The 18,857-nt window shown below is 49.5% G+C and carries 15 protein-coding genes and 1 pseudogene; 3 read left to right on the top strand and 13 right to left on the bottom strand.

Features of this window, described 5'->3' with window-relative positions; genetic code table 11:
• Positions 1-9: 9 nt before the first annotated feature.
• On the bottom strand, positions 10-849 hold the full coding sequence (locus tag FKP33_RS17205; RefSeq protein WP_141335865.1) for a fumarylacetoacetate hydrolase family protein: 840 nt from the start codon (positions 847-849) through the stop codon (positions 10-12).
• A 141-nt stretch (positions 850-990) separates the two neighbouring features.
• Here FKP33_RS17205 and FKP33_RS17200 point away from each other — a divergent pair, with 141 nt between their 5' ends.
• Entirely contained in the window at positions 991-1,779 is a 789-nt protein-coding gene (locus FKP33_RS17200) for an IclR family transcriptional regulator (RefSeq protein WP_127604147.1), read from the top strand.
• Between the two features lie 149 nt (positions 1,780-1,928).
• Here FKP33_RS17200 and FKP33_RS17195 read toward each other — a convergent pair whose 3' ends face one another.
• The 4 genes from FKP33_RS17195 to FKP33_RS17180 all read right to left on the bottom strand — a co-directional run bounded on the left by FKP33_RS17195 (position 1,929) and on the right by FKP33_RS17180 (position 7,196).
• A complete protein-coding gene (locus FKP33_RS17195; protein ID WP_127604149.1) occupies positions 1,929-3,416 on the bottom strand; it encodes an aldehyde dehydrogenase family protein in 1,488 nt (495 codons plus the stop codon).
• Between the two features lie 71 nt (positions 3,417-3,487).
• Positions 3,488-4,180 carry a nuclear transport factor 2 family protein gene (locus FKP33_RS17190; protein ID WP_141335864.1) on the bottom strand — a complete coding sequence of 231 codons (693 nt, stop codon included), beginning with the start codon at positions 4,178-4,180 and terminating at the stop codon, positions 3,488-3,490.
• A 45-nt stretch (positions 4,181-4,225) separates the two neighbouring features.
• Positions 4,226-5,698 carry a lignostilbene-alpha,beta-dioxygenase gene (locus FKP33_RS17185; protein ID WP_141335863.1) on the bottom strand — a complete coding sequence of 491 codons (1,473 nt, stop codon included), beginning with the start codon at positions 5,696-5,698 and terminating at the stop codon, positions 4,226-4,228.
• Between the two features lie 49 nt (positions 5,699-5,747).
• Positions 5,748-7,196, bottom strand: coding sequence for an aldehyde dehydrogenase family protein (locus FKP33_RS17180; protein WP_258313470.1), 1,449 nt, complete (start codon positions 7,194-7,196; stop codon positions 5,748-5,750).
• A gap of 554 nt (positions 7,197-7,750) precedes the next feature.
• On the opposite strand from FKP33_RS17180, the gene FKP33_RS17175 reads away from it, so the two are divergent.
• Positions 7,751-8,677: a tyrosine-type recombinase/integrase gene (locus tag FKP33_RS17175; RefSeq protein ID WP_181410192.1), complete on the top strand. Its 927-nt coding sequence runs from the start codon at positions 7,751-7,753 to the stop codon at positions 8,675-8,677.
• Positions 8,678-8,865: 188 nt separating this feature from the next.
• Here the strand turns inward: FKP33_RS17175 and prpB are convergent, their stop codons facing one another.
• The 3 genes from prpB to mmgD are packed head-to-tail and all read right to left on the bottom strand — an operon-like array spanning position 8,866 to position 12,391.
• Positions 8,866-9,771 (bottom strand): methylisocitrate lyase, encoded by a 906-nt coding sequence (gene prpB, locus FKP33_RS17170; protein ID WP_141335860.1) that lies wholly within the window; start codon positions 9,769-9,771, stop codon positions 8,866-8,868.
• Positions 9,772-9,806: 35 nt separating this feature from the next.
• Positions 9,807-11,258 carry a bifunctional 2-methylcitrate dehydratase/aconitate hydratase gene (locus tag FKP33_RS17165; protein ID WP_141335859.1) on the bottom strand — a complete coding sequence of 484 codons (1,452 nt, stop codon included), beginning with the start codon at positions 11,256-11,258 and terminating at the stop codon, positions 9,807-9,809.
• A gap of 23 nt (positions 11,259-11,281) precedes the next feature.
• Positions 11,282-12,391, bottom strand: a complete 1,110-nt coding sequence (gene mmgD, locus FKP33_RS17160) for a citrate synthase (RefSeq protein WP_141335858.1) — start codon at positions 12,389-12,391, stop codon at positions 11,282-11,284.
• 210 nt (positions 12,392-12,601) lie between these two features.
• Here mmgD and FKP33_RS17155 point away from each other — a divergent pair, with 210 nt between their 5' ends.
• A complete protein-coding gene (locus FKP33_RS17155) occupies positions 12,602-13,480 on the top strand; it encodes a LysR substrate-binding domain-containing protein (protein WP_127604163.1) in 879 nt (292 codons plus the stop codon).
• A 454-nt stretch (positions 13,481-13,934) separates the two neighbouring features.
• Here the strand turns inward: FKP33_RS17155 and FKP33_RS17150 are convergent.
• The 5 genes and pseudogenes from FKP33_RS17150 to ssuD form a co-directional block, all read right to left on the bottom strand.
• A pseudogene (locus tag FKP33_RS17150) lies at positions 13,935-14,027 on the bottom strand (tyrosine-type recombinase/integrase); the annotation flags it as partial.
• Between the two features lie 142 nt (positions 14,028-14,169).
• Complete coding sequence (locus tag FKP33_RS17145) at positions 14,170-14,421, bottom strand: YolD-like family protein (RefSeq protein WP_054796674.1); 252 nt, start codon at positions 14,419-14,421, stop codon at positions 14,170-14,172.
• A 462-nt stretch (positions 14,422-14,883) separates the two neighbouring features.
• Complete coding sequence (locus tag FKP33_RS17140; protein ID WP_127604165.1) at positions 14,884-16,296, bottom strand: 4-hydroxyphenylacetate 3-hydroxylase family protein; 1,413 nt, start codon at positions 16,294-16,296, stop codon at positions 14,884-14,886.
• 80 nt (positions 16,297-16,376) lie between these two features.
• Complete coding sequence (locus FKP33_RS17135) at positions 16,377-17,519, bottom strand: 4-hydroxyphenylacetate 3-hydroxylase C-terminal domain-containing protein (RefSeq protein ID WP_141335857.1); 1,143 nt, start codon at positions 17,517-17,519, stop codon at positions 16,377-16,379.
• A gap of 131 nt (positions 17,520-17,650) precedes the next feature.
• The gene (gene ssuD, locus FKP33_RS17130; RefSeq protein WP_127604168.1) at positions 17,651-18,817 is read right to left on the bottom strand and encodes an FMNH2-dependent alkanesulfonate monooxygenase; all 1,167 of its coding nucleotides are present in this window, start codon (positions 18,815-18,817) and stop codon (positions 17,651-17,653) included.
• Positions 18,818-18,857 lie beyond the last annotated feature (40 nt).

The raw sequence follows: 18,857 nt of genomic DNA, 5'->3' as shown, positions 1-18,857 counted from the left end.
TCACCTCCGTTACTTGTAATCGACAGAAACCGAAAATTCGCCGATCCGGTCGATTTGAATCCGGACCTTGTTGCCTTTCTCGATAGGACCGACCCCTTCGGGCGTTCCCGTTGTAAGAATGTCCCCCGGCTCCAGTGTCATCGCTGCCGATGCCGCTTCAAAAAACTTGTAGCAATCGTATATCAAGTCCTTGGTATTCGCCGACTGCCGGAGCTCCTCATCCACCCATAAGCGAAATCCGAGCTCATTAGGATTCCCGATTTCATCCGACGTTACAATCCAGGGCCCGATCGGCGTAAATGTATCAAAGGATTTGCGCCATGGGCGGTCTTCCTTGCCTCTGACCGTGATGTCCATCAGGGCGAAATAGCCGAATATGTACTTATAGGCTTCCGATGCGGGCACATCCTTCGCTCTCTTGCCGACGACGAACGCCAGCTCCGCTTCGTGGTCCGTCCTGCGGTCTTTAAACGGCAATTTGACGGTATCCTCGGGACCGATGATTGAAGAAGGCGCTTTCAAAAAGAAGCCTAGTTTTTCAATCGTGTACTCCGCGTTATTGAATTGCTCGTTCATTTCATCCTGGTGAAGATAATAATTCACCGGCGCCGCCACGATTTTCGTTGGATTCGGAACGGGAGGGCGTAATTTCACTTGGTGCAATGCGTACGAATCGGCGTATGCCAGCCCCCGATCAATGGCGGATTTGAAATATTCAAATCGCACAATCAAATTTACAAGGGATTCCTGCGGTTTAGCCGCATCCCAGGGAACGATACCGCTAACATCCAGTACGCGATCATCCTTTACTACTCCAGGTATATAGTCATTGAATAGAACAATTTTCACTTCATAACATCCCCTCATTTTTTGAGTTGTATTACTCATTTTAATTCTATATGATATAAGTTAACATGGTTGCCTGTAGGTGTCAATAATCCCACAGGCTAAATCATGCAATATTATCCATGATCATCGGGGGTTTTTAACATGAGGGACATTAATATGAACTCCATCCAAACCATTGACCGGGCGATCGATGTGCTACAGGCGTTCAGTGCCGGAAACACTTCGCTTACGATCGAAGAAATTTCGGCAATTGCCCATCTGCCCAAAAATACGGTATATCGCATTTTATATACCCTTGCACGCAGAGGGTTAGTCCAATTTGACGCCACTTCGTTAACCTATCAACCTGGTTTGCGGCTTTTGGAATTTTCGATGCTTAAATCTTCCACCCTTGACGTACGGCAAGAGGCGGAGCCGTTCTTGGATGAGCTTCACCTTCGAACGAAGCAAACCATCCTGATGGCTTTACCGGAGAAGGAAGAAATTTTTTACGTTTATAAACGAGAAAATGAAAATTATGAAGGCTTAAGTGTAGGTACGCTCGTCGGGCTGCGTCGGCCGTATTTGTACGGCGTTCTGGGCCAGGCGGTGCTGGCTTTTTTCCCCGAGTCTCGAATTGACCATATTTTGTCCCTGCCTGCTAAAGCATACACCAAGCACACGGTTACAGATCCCGTTCTCTTACGTGAGCGATTGCAGCAAATCAGGCGGGACCGGGTATTTGCCAGCTCCCATGAAACCAATCTGGGAGTGACGGGCATAGCCGCACCCATATTTGATATACATGGTTATCCCATCGCCGCAATTGGCGTCGTTGGACCTGAAGTTCACCTTATAGAGCAATTGGCAAATATCAAGCAACTCGTCATTGAAGCTTCCAACAACATTTCTTCCAGAATGGGTTACCGTCTTGACGAGATCACGGATTAGCAGCAAACCCATTCCCTGTATATTCAACACCATTGTGTCTGATAAATAGTGCAAGCTGGAGATGACGCCCCTCCCGGGCGTACCGCAAGAAGCCCTGCATAGGTGCAGGGCTTCTTTAGCTTGAACAAACGCAGGTGCTGAGTCTCTGATTAGAACGGGAATTTGCGATATTGTTGTTGAATCGAAACCCATTTGGTAATCGTAAATTCGTCGATGATCCACGGATTGCCGAATCTGCCGCTTCCGCTCGACTTGTTGCCGCCGAAAGGAATCGTCGGGCTATCGTTAACCGTCTGGTCGTTGATATGCGTCATGCCGCTCTCGATTTGCATCGCAAACGCTTCGCCTTTGGCCAAATCAGAAGTGAAGATCGAAGAACTTAACCCGTACTCGGTTTCGCTTGCCATTCGAACCGCTTCTTCATCCGTATCGGCCTTGACAATCGTCGCGATCGGCGCAAACAGCTCGGTTTGTGCCAGCCGGCTCGTGTTATCCACACCCGTAAACACATAAGGCGTCAGCACATTGCCTTCCCTCTTGCCTTCAAGCGCAATAGTCACGCCTTCCTGCTTGGCCGATTCGATGACGTTGACCGCTTTCTGCAGCTGGCGTTCATTAACAAGCGGTCCGATTACGGTCTTCGGATCTCTTGGATCGCCGCAGGGAAGAGCCTTCGCCCGCTCGACAAACTTTTGCACAAACTCATCATGCTTGTCTTTATGCACGATGAAACGATTAATAATCATACATATTTGTCCTTGATGAATGAACTTTCCGAACACTGCGGCATCAACCGCACGATCGACATCGGCATCCGACAGTACGACAAACGGGCTGTTTCCGCCCAGCTCGAGAATGACGCGCTTTAAGTTTTTACCGGCAATTTCGCCGATATGTTTGCCGACCGCCGTAGAGCCGGTGAAGCTGATCAAACCGGCGTGCGGGTTCGTCAGCATCTCGTCGCCGATCTCCGTAATATCCGTCAGAATCACGTTGAAGACGCCTCTCGGCAGACCCGCATATTCGAACGCCTTGGCAATAATCGAACCGCCCGTTAAGCCGACTTGAATATCAGGCTTATGCACTACGCTGTTCCCCAGGGCGATAGCAGGCGCGATCGTTCTCATGGACAAATTCATCGGGAAATTGAATGGGGAGATCGATGCGACCACGCCCAGCGGAAGGCGGCGAACCCGGTTCACCTTGCCCGGAACAGCCGACGGAATATCCTGCACTTTATCAATGGCATCGGCGTAATTGACGGCCTCCTCCAACACTTCCAGCGCAAGATGCACTTCTACGTTGGCTTTTAAGATTGTTCCGCCCGTTTCACGGACAATGACGTTGACAATCGCATCATGGTTGGCGTGCAAATATTCCGCAGCTTTATGAATGACCGCCTTGCGTTCCTCAACGGATGATTGGGCCCATTCCCGCTGCGCCTTTCTTGCAATCTCAAACGTTTCCTGCAGTTGTTTAGCTGTCGCGAGCCGCACGGTCGTCACAACCGAATTGTCGTAAGGATTCGTAATATCGTAAGTCCTTTCGCTTAAACCTTCCCGCCATTCTCCGTTGATATAGCTTTTGTTAAGATCCTCATATCGCGTTACAGGAATCTTTTCCTCTGGAATCGCCATCGATATTACCCCTTTGCACGTTGGTTTTATGATAATAAATGTGTTTCCGCGTCTGACAGGCCTTATTCGCTTCAGCACTGACCGGTCACAGGGTGCGGATAATGGAATGCCATCACATCCGTATCCGGCCAGAGAACAGGAGTCGGCACGATCAATTCATCCGGACCGACCGGGTTTTCCGGGAAAGTCGTCGAGAACATCGGGTATAACCCCGGTGGAGTATGCGCCCAGCCTTTATCGAAATCGGCGTGCCACAATCCGCGATAGTTCAATACTTTGATTTTCCATACGCCCTGTTCCTTTACATATTCATTCTCGTAGATTCCTCCTTCCCACCATTGTCTGGTTTCACCCTCTGCAAGCTCGTGACGTCCCGCTTGCATCAGGCAGCGGAATCTTCCTTTGGCCGTTTGCCGATCCGGGGAGACTTCCACGATGTCCTGCATCATGGGATGATCGAGAAGAAAACCGTATACAGGTCCGTTATTGCCGTTAGTGAAATTTTTCTGGAACCGTTCGACATAGAGCCGGCGCGCTCCCTCTTTACCTTTGAAAATGCCGCCCATGAAGTGAACCTCTCCGTCTTCTGCAAAGAGATCCACCACTTCGTTGTACAGACACTTATCGATATAATAGCCGTATTTATGATGCAAATGCCTGATCGCCTGCGTATCTTCCAGTAAACCAACTTGATTCGTTAATTGCTCGATCTTTTTCTCCAAAGTGGCAATGTGCTCATTCGAGTTTAATGCAAGTTCTCCCATAGTAGTAACTCCTCCATTTATATTCAATATTGGTGAATCTATGAATCAGACAGCTGCTTTCGCCGTATTGAGCCGGGAATCCGGCACCCAGTTCCCATGCAGGCCTTGACGGAGCCGCAGCGGCAAACGCACCGTGGCGATCGGGCCGTCATCGATATGCTGGGCGTCAAGAATAACCAAATCCGAACGCATCTCTTCATGCCGATTAACTAACGCGATAAGGTACCCTTCACCTTCGGGAGCATGATCCGATTTCGGAATAAAGGTAGATTCCTGGATCGTGGAAGTCGGCCCCGCAAAGAAGATTTTCTCCTTGCCGGTGGAAAAGTCGATATGACCCAAACAATTGATGAACATCCCCGAAATGCTGCCACCGCGCTTGGAATCATAAGGTTTCGATAAATCCGTCACACACATGAAGCCGTGGCGGTAAGACTCCATCGCATAGCGGTCATCGATGCGCGGGAAATCCCCGATCATATTACCCAGCTGCTTATGTTCGAACGTATTGTTGCCGGATTCGAAATCGATTGTCCAGCGGGTGACGCGGGAATCCGCCTTCTCCCGGTCGAATGCCGCGCCGTGGATATCCGGGAAGAACGGGAACATGTTGCCTTCGGCAACCGGCATGTCGATATGTATCTTGGAGCCTACGTTGAAGGCGTTCATGACGTGGGATGCGAATTGATTCGGTCCTTTAAACCAACGAATGTCGCGGGCTTCGCCTCTGCGCGGGATGACTCCAAGATAGATGTCCTTCGTGCCGTCCCAACCGAAAGTCGGTTTTCCTTCTCTTGCCCGTTCCAGACTGCTTACGATCGGCACAACCGGGAAAATGACATAATCACGGGTCACACCGAAATCATGCTGCATGGCGGCATATGGCATTTTAAACCAGACCTCGTGAACAATTTCCCCCTTAGGGCTGATCACATAGTACGTGATATCATCCGTGTCGATGCCCTTGGAGGCATAACCGAACGCTATCATTTCCCCCGTCTGGGGATCCAGCTTCGGATGCGCCGTGAATGTCTCGCTCGTCATTTTACCTTCGTAATCGTAATAGCCCTGCGATTCGAGCGTGAACGGATCCATAACGATCGGCGGACTGTCTTCCTTAAGCGCAAGCAGTTTCCCGGCATGAAAAACAATGTTCGTATTAGCTGTTCCTCTAATCTGCCCCTGTACGCTCGGATCGTCGAAAAACGGGTTCCGGTAGGCGCCGAACAAAGCGCGCTGCGCCTTGCGTTCCAGTTCGAACTTATCGGTGCGAACATACCGGGACTTGTAGTCGACACGGCCGTTCTGAAACCGGAACATGCTTACCATGCCGTCTCCGTTGAAGTAAATGTCATGGCCGAGTAAAGGCGGGTATTGCGGGTCGGGCCCGACCCGGTAGAAAGCCCCGTTGATGTCGGCCGGAATGTCACCATCCACTTCCACGTCGTAAATATCAACTTCCATCCGGCTTGGCGTATTGAAGCCTGTGTAAATGGGCAAGTCAGGAAATTTATTCATTTCCATTACCTTCTTTCATTTCTTATTAAAGCGGGTACAAATATGGAAATCAGCTGGTTTTATGATAATTAATCGCATGATACTCGATGAATTCATGAAGGCCGAGCTCAGAATTTTCTCTGCCGATTCCGCTTTGTTTAACACCGCCAAACGGCATTTGCTCATAGCCGAGATGGGATTGGCCGCTCCCGTTAATGAACGTCATACCGGCTTCAATCTCTCTCGCAATTTTCAGGCCGCGTTCAAAATCGGCAGTCCATACGGAGGAACCCAGACCGTACTCGGTCATATTGGCCCAACGGATTACTTCTTCTTCCGAACGATAGGAGATTAACGGCATGATCGGACCGAATTGCTCGCATGTGACAATTTCTTGCGATGGCTCCACATCACGGACGATTGCCGGATGCAAGTAATAGCCGTTGTCCCAGTTATCAGGCTCCAGCTTCTCACCCAACTCCACAATCTTGGCGCTGCTTTGTTTGATTCTTTCAACAAGCGCTTTGACGAAGTCGTATTGAACTTTGTTGTTCAACGGTGCGAAAGTGGCGCTCGGATCCAAGCCATGCCCGATCTTATACTGATCGACCAGATCACACATTTTGGTATAGAAAGAATCATACATCTTCTCCGGAATATAGATTCTTTTAGTGGCGAAACATACTTGGCCCGAACGGCGGAATGCGCTGACCATAATTTTGGGAATGATGTCGTCCAGGTCCGCATCATCGAGTACGATTGCCGGATCGTTTCCGCCCAGTTCGAAGTGCACGCCTTTAAGAGATTCCGCTGCATCCTTCATGATGAACTTTGCGATCTTGCCGCCGCCTGTAAATGATATTTTACGTACAAGCGGATGCTTCGTTAAGGCAGAGCCGACGTCCCCGTCTCCGTGAATAACATTGAGGACGCCGGCAGGAAGCAGGGCTGCGATTTTTTTCATAATTATACTTACCCCCATCGGAGCATTCGGCGAAGGCTTCATGACGAGTGTGTTGCCGGTTACGATTGCCGGTGCGATTTTTTGGATCGTTAACACCATCGGCGCATTCCAAGGCACGATTCCCGCTATGACACCGATTGGCCTTTTCTCCACGCTCACCCAGCTGATTTCGTCCTCCGCCTGTTTGGGATTGAAGAAAGATTCCGCGTTTTTGATCGTTGCATGAACCGCATGGATAGCCATATTCATTTCACCTAAGGATGTAGACAACAGAACCCCGTTCTCTCTCGATAACGTCTCGGCCAGAGATTGGCTTTCATCCTCCAGAAGCTTCGCGATTCGAGACAAAACATCCAGGCGTTCCTCAAGCGCAGACTTGCGCCATGACAAGAAGGCTTGATGTGCGGCGTTCACGGCTTGCTCTACGTGCTGCACGGTTCCGATCCCTACTTGTCCCACGACATCTGTAAGTCGGCCCGGATCCCGAACCTCGGAATAACGCTCGGTTGGTACATCTTCATGATTAATGTGCAAATCGATTTTCATGACACTCATCAATAAACACTTCCCCTTTCCCCACCCTTGAAATAGCCGACGCATGTAGGCGCTTTCAGGAAAATGTTCATCCTGATCCCGCCCTTGTCACCTCGACGTGCAGCTTTAGCCATGCATTGAAATCCGGGTAAAGTAAAAGTAGTTGCTGCAACTTTCGATCGCTTTAAAATAATGAGCTGATTGACTCATTTTACTCCCCAAAACTAAAGTAACATGTTTGGAAGTATGTGTCAATCACATTTGATTTCAGAAGTTGTTGTTGTTCCATCCTTTAAAATGGACACGTTTCCTGTAAAGCGACGTCTATGCCCCGTTGATTCGTCCTTGGTCGCAGCGTGAATACAACCTCGGTGACTCCCCCTAACGGCAGAGCGAATTTGATCGGTTATTCCTCTACATAAGATGCTATAGCCTGCTTCACCCGTGCATTAGACAAGCGCAAAAAATTGCACAAAATACGGATTTCGTGCAACTTCTGTTATAATCAAAGAAAAGGCGCAACTCCCGCTACCCTATACCATGGACAAGCAGGCGCAGACAGGTGGCAGATGACTTTGCAGAGTAAGAAATACGACATCATGGAGCAATACGAAACCGAGCTCGATGCATTCTCAATCATCATGAAAGATAAGGACTATTCGATCCTCACGCAGCGTGAGTATATGCTGGACATCAGGAGGTTCCTCGGGAGTGTTTACCCCAAGCCCGTCGAAGACATAACCAAGCTCGACGTCATGCGTTACCTAACCAGCATTCGTAAGGGCGGAACGGGCGGATCGGCGAGAAATCGGCAGCTTTCCTCCATTCGTACCTTTTTTAAATTCCTTAATCTTATGGAAATCATCAAGGGAAACCCCGCCCTGGAGGTGGAGAAGACGAAGGTTGAAAAAAATCGGATTCCGACCTATCTGGATGAGCAGGAGCTTGTCCATTTCTTCCAAGAGGTAGACGGAAGATATGTGATTCGAAACGTGGCCATCTGCATGTTAATGGCGTACGCAGGGCTGCGCGTCATTGAAATACACCGTCTGAATTTGAAGGACTATCATAGAGACGAGGAGTACCTCAGAGTGAAAGGAAAAGGAGATAAATGGCGAGTGGTTCCTCTGCTCCCGGAAATCATCGATTCATTGGACCGGTACATGCCGATTCGCATTCCTCACCGGAGCGGAAAAGATATTCCTCTCTTTACTTCTCAATTTGGCAGGAGAATCGCGCGACGGACGGTTCAGCATGTAACCGAGCAGGCATTTGCCGCCTTTCAAGAATCCAAGCCGGAGAACGAGAAGAAACTATCCAGTCATAAGCTGCGCCATAGCTTTGCAACACTGCACATCCGGAGCGGGACTGATATACGTTCTGTCCAGGAATTGCTCGGCCATTCCAGTATAGAGAACACACAGATCTATACTCATGTCGACAATAAACAACTGCGGGCGGCGCAGGGAAATATCAAGGGCAAATTACCAGCATTAAAATGAAAGCTGACATGATTGTGTCACGCCGTACTCCCCCCTTCTCCCCTTATGCTGGAAACGTCCCCGAACAAACATCATGTTCTTTGTCGGGCAGAGAAATAACCCGCAGCCGTGGCCAGGGCTGCGGGTTATCCAGTGATGAATGCATACAGAAGTCAAACTCAACGATATTGGGAATCACCAAAGCAAGATTATTCGTCTTGAAGAACAGTTTTGGCAATTTTCCCGTCCAAATTTTCATAATCATAATACCGGATCGTTTCGTAAAGTTCCTTTCGCGTCTGCATATGCGCCAAAGATTGCACCTGCGTCCCGGTTTGGCTAATTTCCGCAAACACCCGCTCGTATGCTTTAGCGGCAACCCGAAGCGAGGTCACCGGATATATGACCATGTTAATTCCCCAGATTTCGAATTGCTCGGCGGTATAATAAGGGGTTTTCCCGAATTCAGTCATATTGGCCAGCAGTGGAACATCGATAGCTGCTCGGAACCGTTTGAAATCTTCTTCGTTTTCCAGCGCTTCCGGAAAAATTGCATCTGCCCCCGCAGCTATATAGTGCTTGGCTCTTTCGATCGCAGCCTCCATCCCCTCTACGCTCTTAGCGTCCGTACGGGCAATGACAACGAGGGAGGGCGCGATTTCCTTTATCGTCTTGATTTTCTGCATCATCTCCTCCACAGAGACGAGCTTCTTTCCGTTCAGGTGCCCGCATTTCTTCGGCATTTCCTGATCTTCGATCTGAACGGCAGCCACCTTGGCCTCCAGCATTTCTTTCGCCGTTCGGGCAACGTTCAGCACACCTCCGAAGCCTGTGTCGATATCGACAAGCAGGGGAAGTCCCGAAGCCCTGATCAGCTCCCGAGCACGGTCCGCCACTTCATTGGAATAGATCAGTCCGAGATCCGGTAAACCTCGACTAGCCGTATAAGCGGCCCCTGACAAATAAATGGCTTTGAAATCGAACTGCTTCGCGATTCTGGCAGCCATAGCATCATGAGTTCCAGGAATTTTTACAATGGAACCGCTGCGGATCATTCGCATAAATTGTTCGGCTAATTGCTTCTGCCCAGGCTCATCCTCAATCAACCAAGCCATAGTAATTCCCCTTTCTTGTGCCCTCAGGCTGAAGGTCAAATGACGAACAAGTTCATATAATCTTGAACAGCCATTTCTTCAAAGCACTGCTGATCCAAGGAATGTTCGATAATTTGCTCCACTCTCTTTTTCGGGAAGCGCGTCAGCAAGCTGGATTGGAATTTCTCCACGATTTTCGGGATTCCCTCCTCACGGCGTCTGCGGTGACCGATCGGATATTCACATTCGGCTTTTGCTGTTTCCGTACCGTTCTTGAAATGAACTTGTACCGCGTTCGCGATCGAGCGCTTCTGCGGATCAAGATAGTCCTTGCTATATCTCTCATCTTCTACGACAACCATTTTTTCACGAAGGGCGTCGATTCTCGGATCTTTCGCAATCTCGTCCTCGTAATGCTCGGCCGTCAAGTTACCGAACAACAGGCCGATGGCTACCATGTATTGGAGACAGTGGTCGCGGTCGGCTGGATTGTAGAGCGGCCCCTTCTTGTCAATAATCCGTATGGCGGACTCGTGCGTCGTCAGCGTAATATGGCTAATGTCATCGATACGGTCTTTCACAAGCTCATGCAGCTCGAATGCGCACTCCACTGCCGTTTGCGCATGAAATTCGGCCGGGAAGGAAATCTTGAACAGTACGTTCTCCATCACGTAGCTATCAAGCGAACGGGCAAGCTTTAGCTCCTTGCCTTTGAACAGTACATCCTGGAATCCCCAAAGCTTGGCGGAAAGGCCGGTGGCATAGCCCATTTCGCCTTTCATTGCCATTAGGCCAAGGCGTACGGCACGGCTTGTCGCATCGCCGGCTGCCCAAGACTTCCGGGAGCCTGTATTTGGCGCATGTCTATACGTACGTAAACTTCCGCCATCCAACCATGCATTGGAGAGGGCGTTGATCACCTCTTCCCGGCCACCGCCAAGCAAAGCGGTAACGACAGCTGTCGAAGCAACTTTAACGAACAACACATGGTCCAATCCGACACGGTTTAAGCTGTTCTCTAAAGCCAGAACGCCTTGAATTTCGTGAGCCTTAATCGCTGCGGTAAGCACATCGCGCATCTTCAGCGGTTCCTTCCCTTCAGCGATCCGATTACGGCTAACATAGTCGGCTACGGCCAGAATGCCGCCCAAATTGTCGGAGGGATGCCCCCACTCCGCCGCAAGCCATGTGTCGTTGAAATCGAGCCAACGAATCAAGGTGCCGATGTTGAATGCCCCATGTACCGGATCGAGCTCAAATTGGGTTCCCGGTACACGTGTGCCGTTCGTCACGCGAATCCCGGGAACGATAGGCCCCAGGTGCTTGGTGCATTCCGGGAAGCGCAGCGCCAGCATGGCTGTTCCGAGAGAGTCCATGACGACATGACGAGCGATTTGATAGGCCTCTTTGCTTTTTATTTCATATGAAATTGTATATTGGGCTATATCTACCAGCAACTTGTCTGCCTGCTCCAAAATATTTCCTTTCTCATAAGCAATTGAGCTCATAACATCTATCTCTCCTTGTTGTATTATGGATGAAGATTGCGCGGGCCACTGTAAAGAACTCTTGGACGGAAAAGACGGTTGTTCTCATGCTGCTCGATGACATGTGCACATACTCCGATCGTTCGTGCCGCTAAGAAGACAGGAGTGAATAGATCGATTGGGATTCCAAGCAAGTAATACACCGGAGCCGCATAGTAATCCAAGTTGGGATACAGTCCTTTTTCCCGTTTCATAACCTCTTCACCGATTACGCACATGTGATACAAATGCTCCTGGCCTTTTGCAATCGCTAGCGGTTGAAGAGCAGCTTTCATAAGAAGGGCGCGCGGATCCGGTTTGTTCATGTAAACCCGGTGGCCGAAGCCCATAATACGCTCTTTGCGAGACAGCTTGCCGAGAATCAAGGGCTCCATTTCTTCAACGGCTCCGGCTACTAAAAGCATTTGCATAACCGCTTCGTTTGCTCCACCATGAAGCGTTCCTTTGAGCGAAGCGACGGCACCTGTCAAAGCTCCGATGATATCCGCTTGCGTAGAAGCAATGACCCGAGCCGTAAATGTGGAGTTTGGCATTTCATGTTCACTGTAGACGATTAGGGACTGGTCGAAAACCTTCGTTTCCATCTCGGTCGGAACACGTCCCGTGATCATATGCAGAAAGTTCGCACTGTATGAAAGATCTTTATTAGGCTGGGCCGGCTCCAGATTGTGAATAGCCCGGTAGCTGTCCGCAACGATTTGTGGAACTTTGGCTAATAAACGAATGGACTTGCGGTAATTGGCCTCCCTGGATCGGTCGTCGATTTCCTTTTCGTCCCCGGCCAGTGCTGAAATCCCCGTCCTGAGTACGTCCATCAAATGTGTGTTTTTGGGAAGAAGCCTGAGCAGTTCAAACATTTCTTTCGATAACCCGGCTTCATTCCTCAAAGCTTGTTCAAGCCCCTTGTATTGTTCTTCGTTAGGCAAGATGCCGTTCAACAGCAAAGAGACGATGTCCAGGTAAGTCACTTTTTGGGCCAATTCAATCAGGTCATAACCACGCAGCACGATTTCTTCGTTGGCCACATCCAGATATGAAATTTGGGTCTCGCTAGCGATAACGTTTTCAAGACCGGGTTGGAATAATTCATTCATATTCACCTGACTCCCTTACCATAAATTAGATAACTCCCTGCCTCTTAATCATAGACATGCCGGCTTGAACAAATCCAATATCGTCTTCATCCTACTTAATATGTTTTGCATACTACATCCCCTTGACCATAATTAAGGATTTTTGTTGACTTGGTTGTTCCGCCTAAGCGATAGTAGGAGTATAGAATCCGGATAGAGAAGGGGTAAACTATGGAATTAAGACATCTACGATATTTCATTACCGTTGCTGAAGAACTCCATTTCGGGAAAGCCGCGACGCGTTTGAACATGTCCCAGCCGCCATTAAGCCAGCAAATCCGTCAACTGGAAGAGGAGCTGGGCTTCCCCTTGTTATATCGAAATAAACAGCATGTGAAATTGACCGAGGCGGGTAAGGTTTTTCTTGAAGAGGCACGAATTGCGATTGCTCAAGTCGAACAAGCTTGTTTAGTCGCTCAGAAGGCGAATCAAGGCTTGCTGGGAAGGCTCTCCATCGGCTTTGTCGGTTCGTCCACTTATTCGGTAGCGCCGCTGTTGCATCGCTTCCTGCTTCATTCCCCTAAAATCAACATTACGCTTCATCAGATGAAAACCGCCAATCAGTTGCATGCTCTTCATGAGGGAAGCATACATCTCGGGATTGTTCGAACGCACATTCATAGTCCTAACATCGTCTCAGAAGTGATTTGCAGCGAGAAGTTTGTCGCGATTTTCCCTGAAGGGCATCCGATGGCACAGAGAGAAGCGCTGCGTATGATAGACCTCGAGAATGAACGATTTATTTTAACTACGAGAGGCTCCACCTATCACGACACTGTCATTCATTTATGCTATCAAGCAGGATTTTCGCCGAACATCGCATTAGAGCTCCCCGAAATTTTAACGATCATGGCGTTCGTCTCGCAAGGAATGGGTGTTTCCATAGTTCCAGCTTCGTTCCGTCATCAGCAGAACAAGGGTATTGTGTATCGGGAGCTGGCAGATGTCACTTCTACCTTGGAGACGTACTTTGTGTGGCGTAGTGAGGAGAAATCAAAAGTGTTGCAGGAGTTTATTAAACTAAGCAAGGACAATACGATTTTAGATTAGTCAGCAACAGCATCCGGGACATAATACTGGGGCCACGCACGAAGAGCACCGCAGTATTTCCCAAGATGATGTAAATATATTAATTTTTATTTATAATATGTAAATAATTTTGTTGTAAATCCTTAAATCAAAGATCCGAACATAAAAAATGGAGGATTTGCCCCCAATTCTGTACCCGATCAGTCAACTTACGCACGACATCTCAATCATACGGATCGTGCAAATAAGCTTAAAAGACCCTGGCGGATACTTAGCTCCCCCAGACTTTTTTGAAACGATCCGAGCTCAAGCAGCGCCAAGTCTTCAGTCGTCGCCTTGTAGAGCGGCTTGTCCCCCTCCTTATCCTCCGACAATGACAGAACGCATGCTTGAAACCCGTTCTGGCGGCGGCACCGCCGCTCCTCAAGCAATCCGGCTTCACCGTATGTCGCATCAACATTACGCTAACGCTTCAAGCATGCCCAAGAAGCTCCTGCAACGTCCATAAATCGGTTCCGCGGCGGAAGTGAGTAGTCGCAAAGGTGTGTCTTAATTTATGGCTGCTGAGCTTTTTATCCTTTAATGCCGGGCGGGATTGGTGCTGCTTTTGGGCGATTTGTAATGCCGGCTAAGGTAAGCCGGCACTGCTACTGCTGCTGTACGGCGACACAAACATAGGCGCTTAGCGTATTAATGATGCCTGTTGTAATCTAATCTCTTGGGTAATCCACTTTCATGATGTCCATGAAAGGGACCTTTGCAGTCTCTTCATTCCGTTGGATATGTACTTTCCCCGTTCGTGAATCCATTAGCACAATCTGACCGCGGACCGGTTCTTCCCACCCCCATACCGTCAGTAAAACTTCGGAGTTTTCCTGTTTCGCTTCTGCCAGTTGATTTCCAATCTCCTCTAGTACAAATTCATCTCGAGTGGGTCGCTTTGCTGCTTTTCCTTTGGCCATGATGTTCCCCCTGATTATATATCCGGTATACCACTCAATTGCTGATTGAGCGAAATTCTCAACTTAAATAATACCACATATGATCTTAAATCTTTAATTCACTCATCATGCAACGCTTCTTCACGTCGGTCAGCTGATGACAGACGTACGATTATCGGATTATGGCGAAAATCAGTCGCAAAAACGATTAAGCACCTATAATCATGTGTCGCGGGCGCAGCGATACAGACATAGGTGCTGTAAACTAAACTTTTCAATTGTAATCGCAGGAATTCGGAATCCCATGGCATGGCCGTTGAGTCCCTTTGCGCCTATCATCGTTAGAAGCCATACGCCGTCTGCCCATGTTCGACGAAGCAGCACGAAAAATCCGGCTATGACAGCAAACGAGGGACGTACCGAATAAAACGACGATTCCAAGCAAGACGAACCAAACTCACATGCGGTAAACGTTAAGCTTTCTCATCCGACCCGATCCGACAATGCTTTCTTGTCGTATTCCAAATATTGCGCCGCGTAGGTGCGAACCGGGTCTCCTGCATAGAACCGTTCATACAGCTCATGACGACCGCCCAGTTGGCTTCCCACCAGATCCCATGCCAACTTAAGCAGCTTTACCCGCTCTTGCGCATTCCGGTCGGCGCCTCGATAATACGTTTGCAGCTTAGCGCCCAATGGGCCGTGAAGCTCCGCTATGGACGAAGGGACTTGAAGCATTCCCGCGCCGGAAAGTTGCTGTAAAATTTCTATGGCCCTCGGATAGTAACGGTTTCCGAGGTTCTTCGCCGTATTGAGTTGTCGCAGTTCGGGCGACCATCCCCCATCGGTGTGAAGCTCAGCGTTATGCTCTGCGGATATAAGCAGTGCTTTAATCGATTCCAATTGGAAAAATAACTCCGCTAGCTTCTCCTGAACGTGCGTGAATTTCTTAATGCCGATGGATGAAGCCAGTTCATTGCCCACGGCTGTCACAAACTCTAACTTGCTGACGAGCCTTACTATGGATTCATGAAGACTTATGGCGGATACGTATTGATCCGATCGAATACTCCAGATGGCGTCGGGGTCATCCTTGATAAATACTCGTTCCCATGGAATTAGAGCATCATCAAACACTAAGATCGCATCCATCTCGTCATAGTGAGCGCTTAACGGATAGTCTTCCTCCCGTTCGGAGGCGAACGAATCCCGGCAGATCAGATGGACTCCAGGGTGGTTAACCGGAATAGCGAACATGACGGCGTACCGCTGCTCTTCCTGTAACTTCGGGCTATGCGGTGAAACCATAATCTCATCCATATAAGGCCCTCCGGTGGCAATCATCTTGGCGCCCCGAACGATAATCCCGTCTTCCGTTTCTTTTAAGATACGAACCGCCGTATATAGATCCCCTAACTCGGAAGCAAGCTTCGTTCGATCGATTTGCGGATCGTGACCCGCAGCGGTCAAGAGCAAATCATTGTCGCGTAAATACGTATAATAATTTTGTATTTTGTCGGGAAAATACGGTTGTTTGGAGCGTATTAACTCCCGCCTGATGAACCATCCGGTTAACTGGGCGCGATAAAAGCCGGCAACGCGGCTCATCACTCCAAACGTTGCATCGGACCATAGTCGAAAGGAGTCACTTCGTTGAAAAATATGTTCTCTTTCGGATGGAACCTGAAACGCCCGATTCGCTCTAAAGCCATTATCCGTCACAAAGGTCAGTCGTTCCTTCGTTTCCGGTCGATCTTGTAAATCCAATACGCGGGCAACAGATGCGACCGTACCCGCGAAGGCGGGATGAGCGGCAATGTCCTGTACGATCGAACCATGAAACCAAACGTTCCTTCCGTCCTTTAACCGATTAAGATATGTTTGACCCGTACTCATAAACTGGCTCCTCTCTGCTTCGTTTCTGACCGTAAATTGCATGTACACATTTCTTGCGGATTTTTTCGGCCCCGTTCGCATTACCTTTCGCTTCGTTCTCTCCAAAACGCCTCATAGCGATTCACAAGCTTTTCTTGCGGATATACACGATATAGCTCCGTAGACAAACGGATCGGGTCGCCGAATGCGAATTCCTCGTGCTGTCTTCGGTTTACGGCTTCCTCACTGCCTGCAAAGGTCCTAACCAAATGGCGTAAAGGCTCGTCTGCACTGTGCGCTTCGAAGCCGATATCCCCATTACCGATGCGCAGCAGTGCCTCAGCGGCAGCTTTATAGAACGTCCCGCCCGCTTTTTTTGCTGCTCCAAGTGGAACTGCAGACGGCAGGCATATGCCTTCTTGACTGAAGTATGCGTTTATTTCTGCTGCATGAATGAACGCCTTTATCGTATCCAGATTCTGCAGCAGTTCGCCAAGCAGTCCTTGAATATGCAACTCCTTATGCCGTCCGGTTTTCTCCGCCAATGCAACCGCAGTCGCAGTAACGAGTTCGATCAAATCCGCTTGGCGGGATACCCACTGATAGTCCGCAAGAGACTTCAATTCCGGATGTCCTAACAGCAGGTCTACTTCCGATTGGTTTTGCAGGGAAATCACCCGCTCCCAAGGGACAAACAAACGATCGTACGAAACAGTCACGTTAGCGTAGGCAGCCGCTTCGAGAGGCAGGCGCAGGTCTGGACTGTTTGTAGGAATCAGTACAACGGTTGAAGGGTTTGTCTCATCCTTTTCTTGAACGAATACAAGCAGTTCATCCGCGTACAGAGCATCGGATGCAAACGTCTGCTTCCCGCTAAGCCAAATGCCATCGGTCGTTATTTGTACCGCGGGTTTCGCGTTTCCTTCTTCAACAGGATGAATACTGTGAAACGTAGTCGTGATCAGGCTGTCGTTTAAGCTGCATAAGTTGTACAGGTTTTCAATTCGCTTGGAACAAGCGAAAGCGGCAATCGGTTCGACATTCCGGTGAGCGAACCATCCCGAAAGCAGCGCTTGGGCATAATCCGGCAGCCCCGATGAATAGTTGGCATGTCTTTCTTCCAGGCTGTAGTTCCCAGGCCGCTTTAATTGCAGCTCCTGCAAAGTCTTGGGCAGCAAATAGGCTTGCTTCCAACTAGATTTTTTCGGATCATGTATTTTCGTTTGAACATGGTTTGTGTTCATCGTGTCCCTCCCGTAAGAAAACAACTCGCGACCGGCCAGGCATCCCGGGTAAATTTGCCAAGCAATAATGAATCAACGCCGGAATCCCGGCGAACTAAGCTTTATATGGCCGGTGGCGTATGGTTTACTCCCTATGACTGCACCTCTTGTACGCGCTTATTCCCCGCTGATTTCGGGGGTTCGGTGTTTGCGATGATCTCTCCGAACGGACTCATATATCCTTGCTGCTCCGAGCGCTGCTGTATATTCGTCAGAGGAAGCAACGGGAACAATAGTTCTGCAGTTCGGTAGGCCTCTTCCAGGTGCGGATAGCCTGAGCAGATGAACGTCTCGATGCCGAGGTCGGCATATTCAATCATTCTCGCGGCAACCGTCTGAGGATCTCCTACAAGAGCCGTGCCGGCCCCGCCTCGAACCAAACCAATCCCGGCCCACAAATTCGGACTGATTTCCAGGGAGGAGCGATTCCCGTTATGCAGCGCCGACATTCGCTTCTGCCCTTCGGAGTCGTACCTGGCGAATATTTTCTGAGCGGCAGCGATCGTATCGTCATCGACATAACGGATCAGCTCATTTGCGGCAGCCCATGCCTCTTCGTTCGTCTCGCGCACGATGACGTGCAACCGAATGCCGAACCTTACCGTCCGTCCCTGCTGCGAAGCCAATTCGCGCATATGCTTGATTTTCGCCTCGACTTGAGCCGGAGGCTCGCCCCACGTCAGGTACACATCGACATGCTTCGCAGCCACCTGTTGACCGGCCGGCGAAGAGCCTCCGAAATATAGCGGCGGATATGGCTGCTGGATCGTCGGGTAAATGACATCGGCTCCTTCGACCTTCAGATGGTCTCCCTCGAAGCTGACTTCCTCTCCTCGCAATATGTTTCTCCAGATGGAAAGAAACTCGTCCGTCAAGTCATAGCGGGTATCATGGTCGAGGAACAATCCTTCACCTGCCAGTTCGACCGGATCTCCGCCGGTCACGATATTGATCAGCAACCGCCCGTCTGATAATCGATCGAATGTGGAGGACATCCGGGCGGCAAGGGTCGGTGACATGAGGCCCGGGCGTAACGCTACCAGAAACTTCAAACGCTCCGTAACAGGAATCAACGAAGCCGCAGTGATCCACGCATCCTCGCACGACTTTCCTGTCGGCAGCAACACGCCGCCATATCCAAGCTTATCGGCAGCTTGTGCGATTTGCCTCATATAATGTTTGTCTACAGCTCGTGCGCCTTTAGATGTCCCCAAATACCGACCGTCTCCGTGTGTTGGAATGAACCAGAATATTTCCATGTTGATCCCATCCTTTTATCCTAAGTTTTGTCTATGGCTT

This window comes from Paenibacillus sp. tmac-D7 (assembly GCF_006519665.1).
In the GTDB taxonomy this organism is placed as follows: Bacteria; Bacillota; Bacilli; order Paenibacillales; family NBRC-103111; genus Paenibacillus_G; species Paenibacillus_G validus.
The sequence above is the reverse complement of the archived record's forward strand: the minus strand, read 5'-3'. Positions and strand labels throughout refer to the sequence as shown.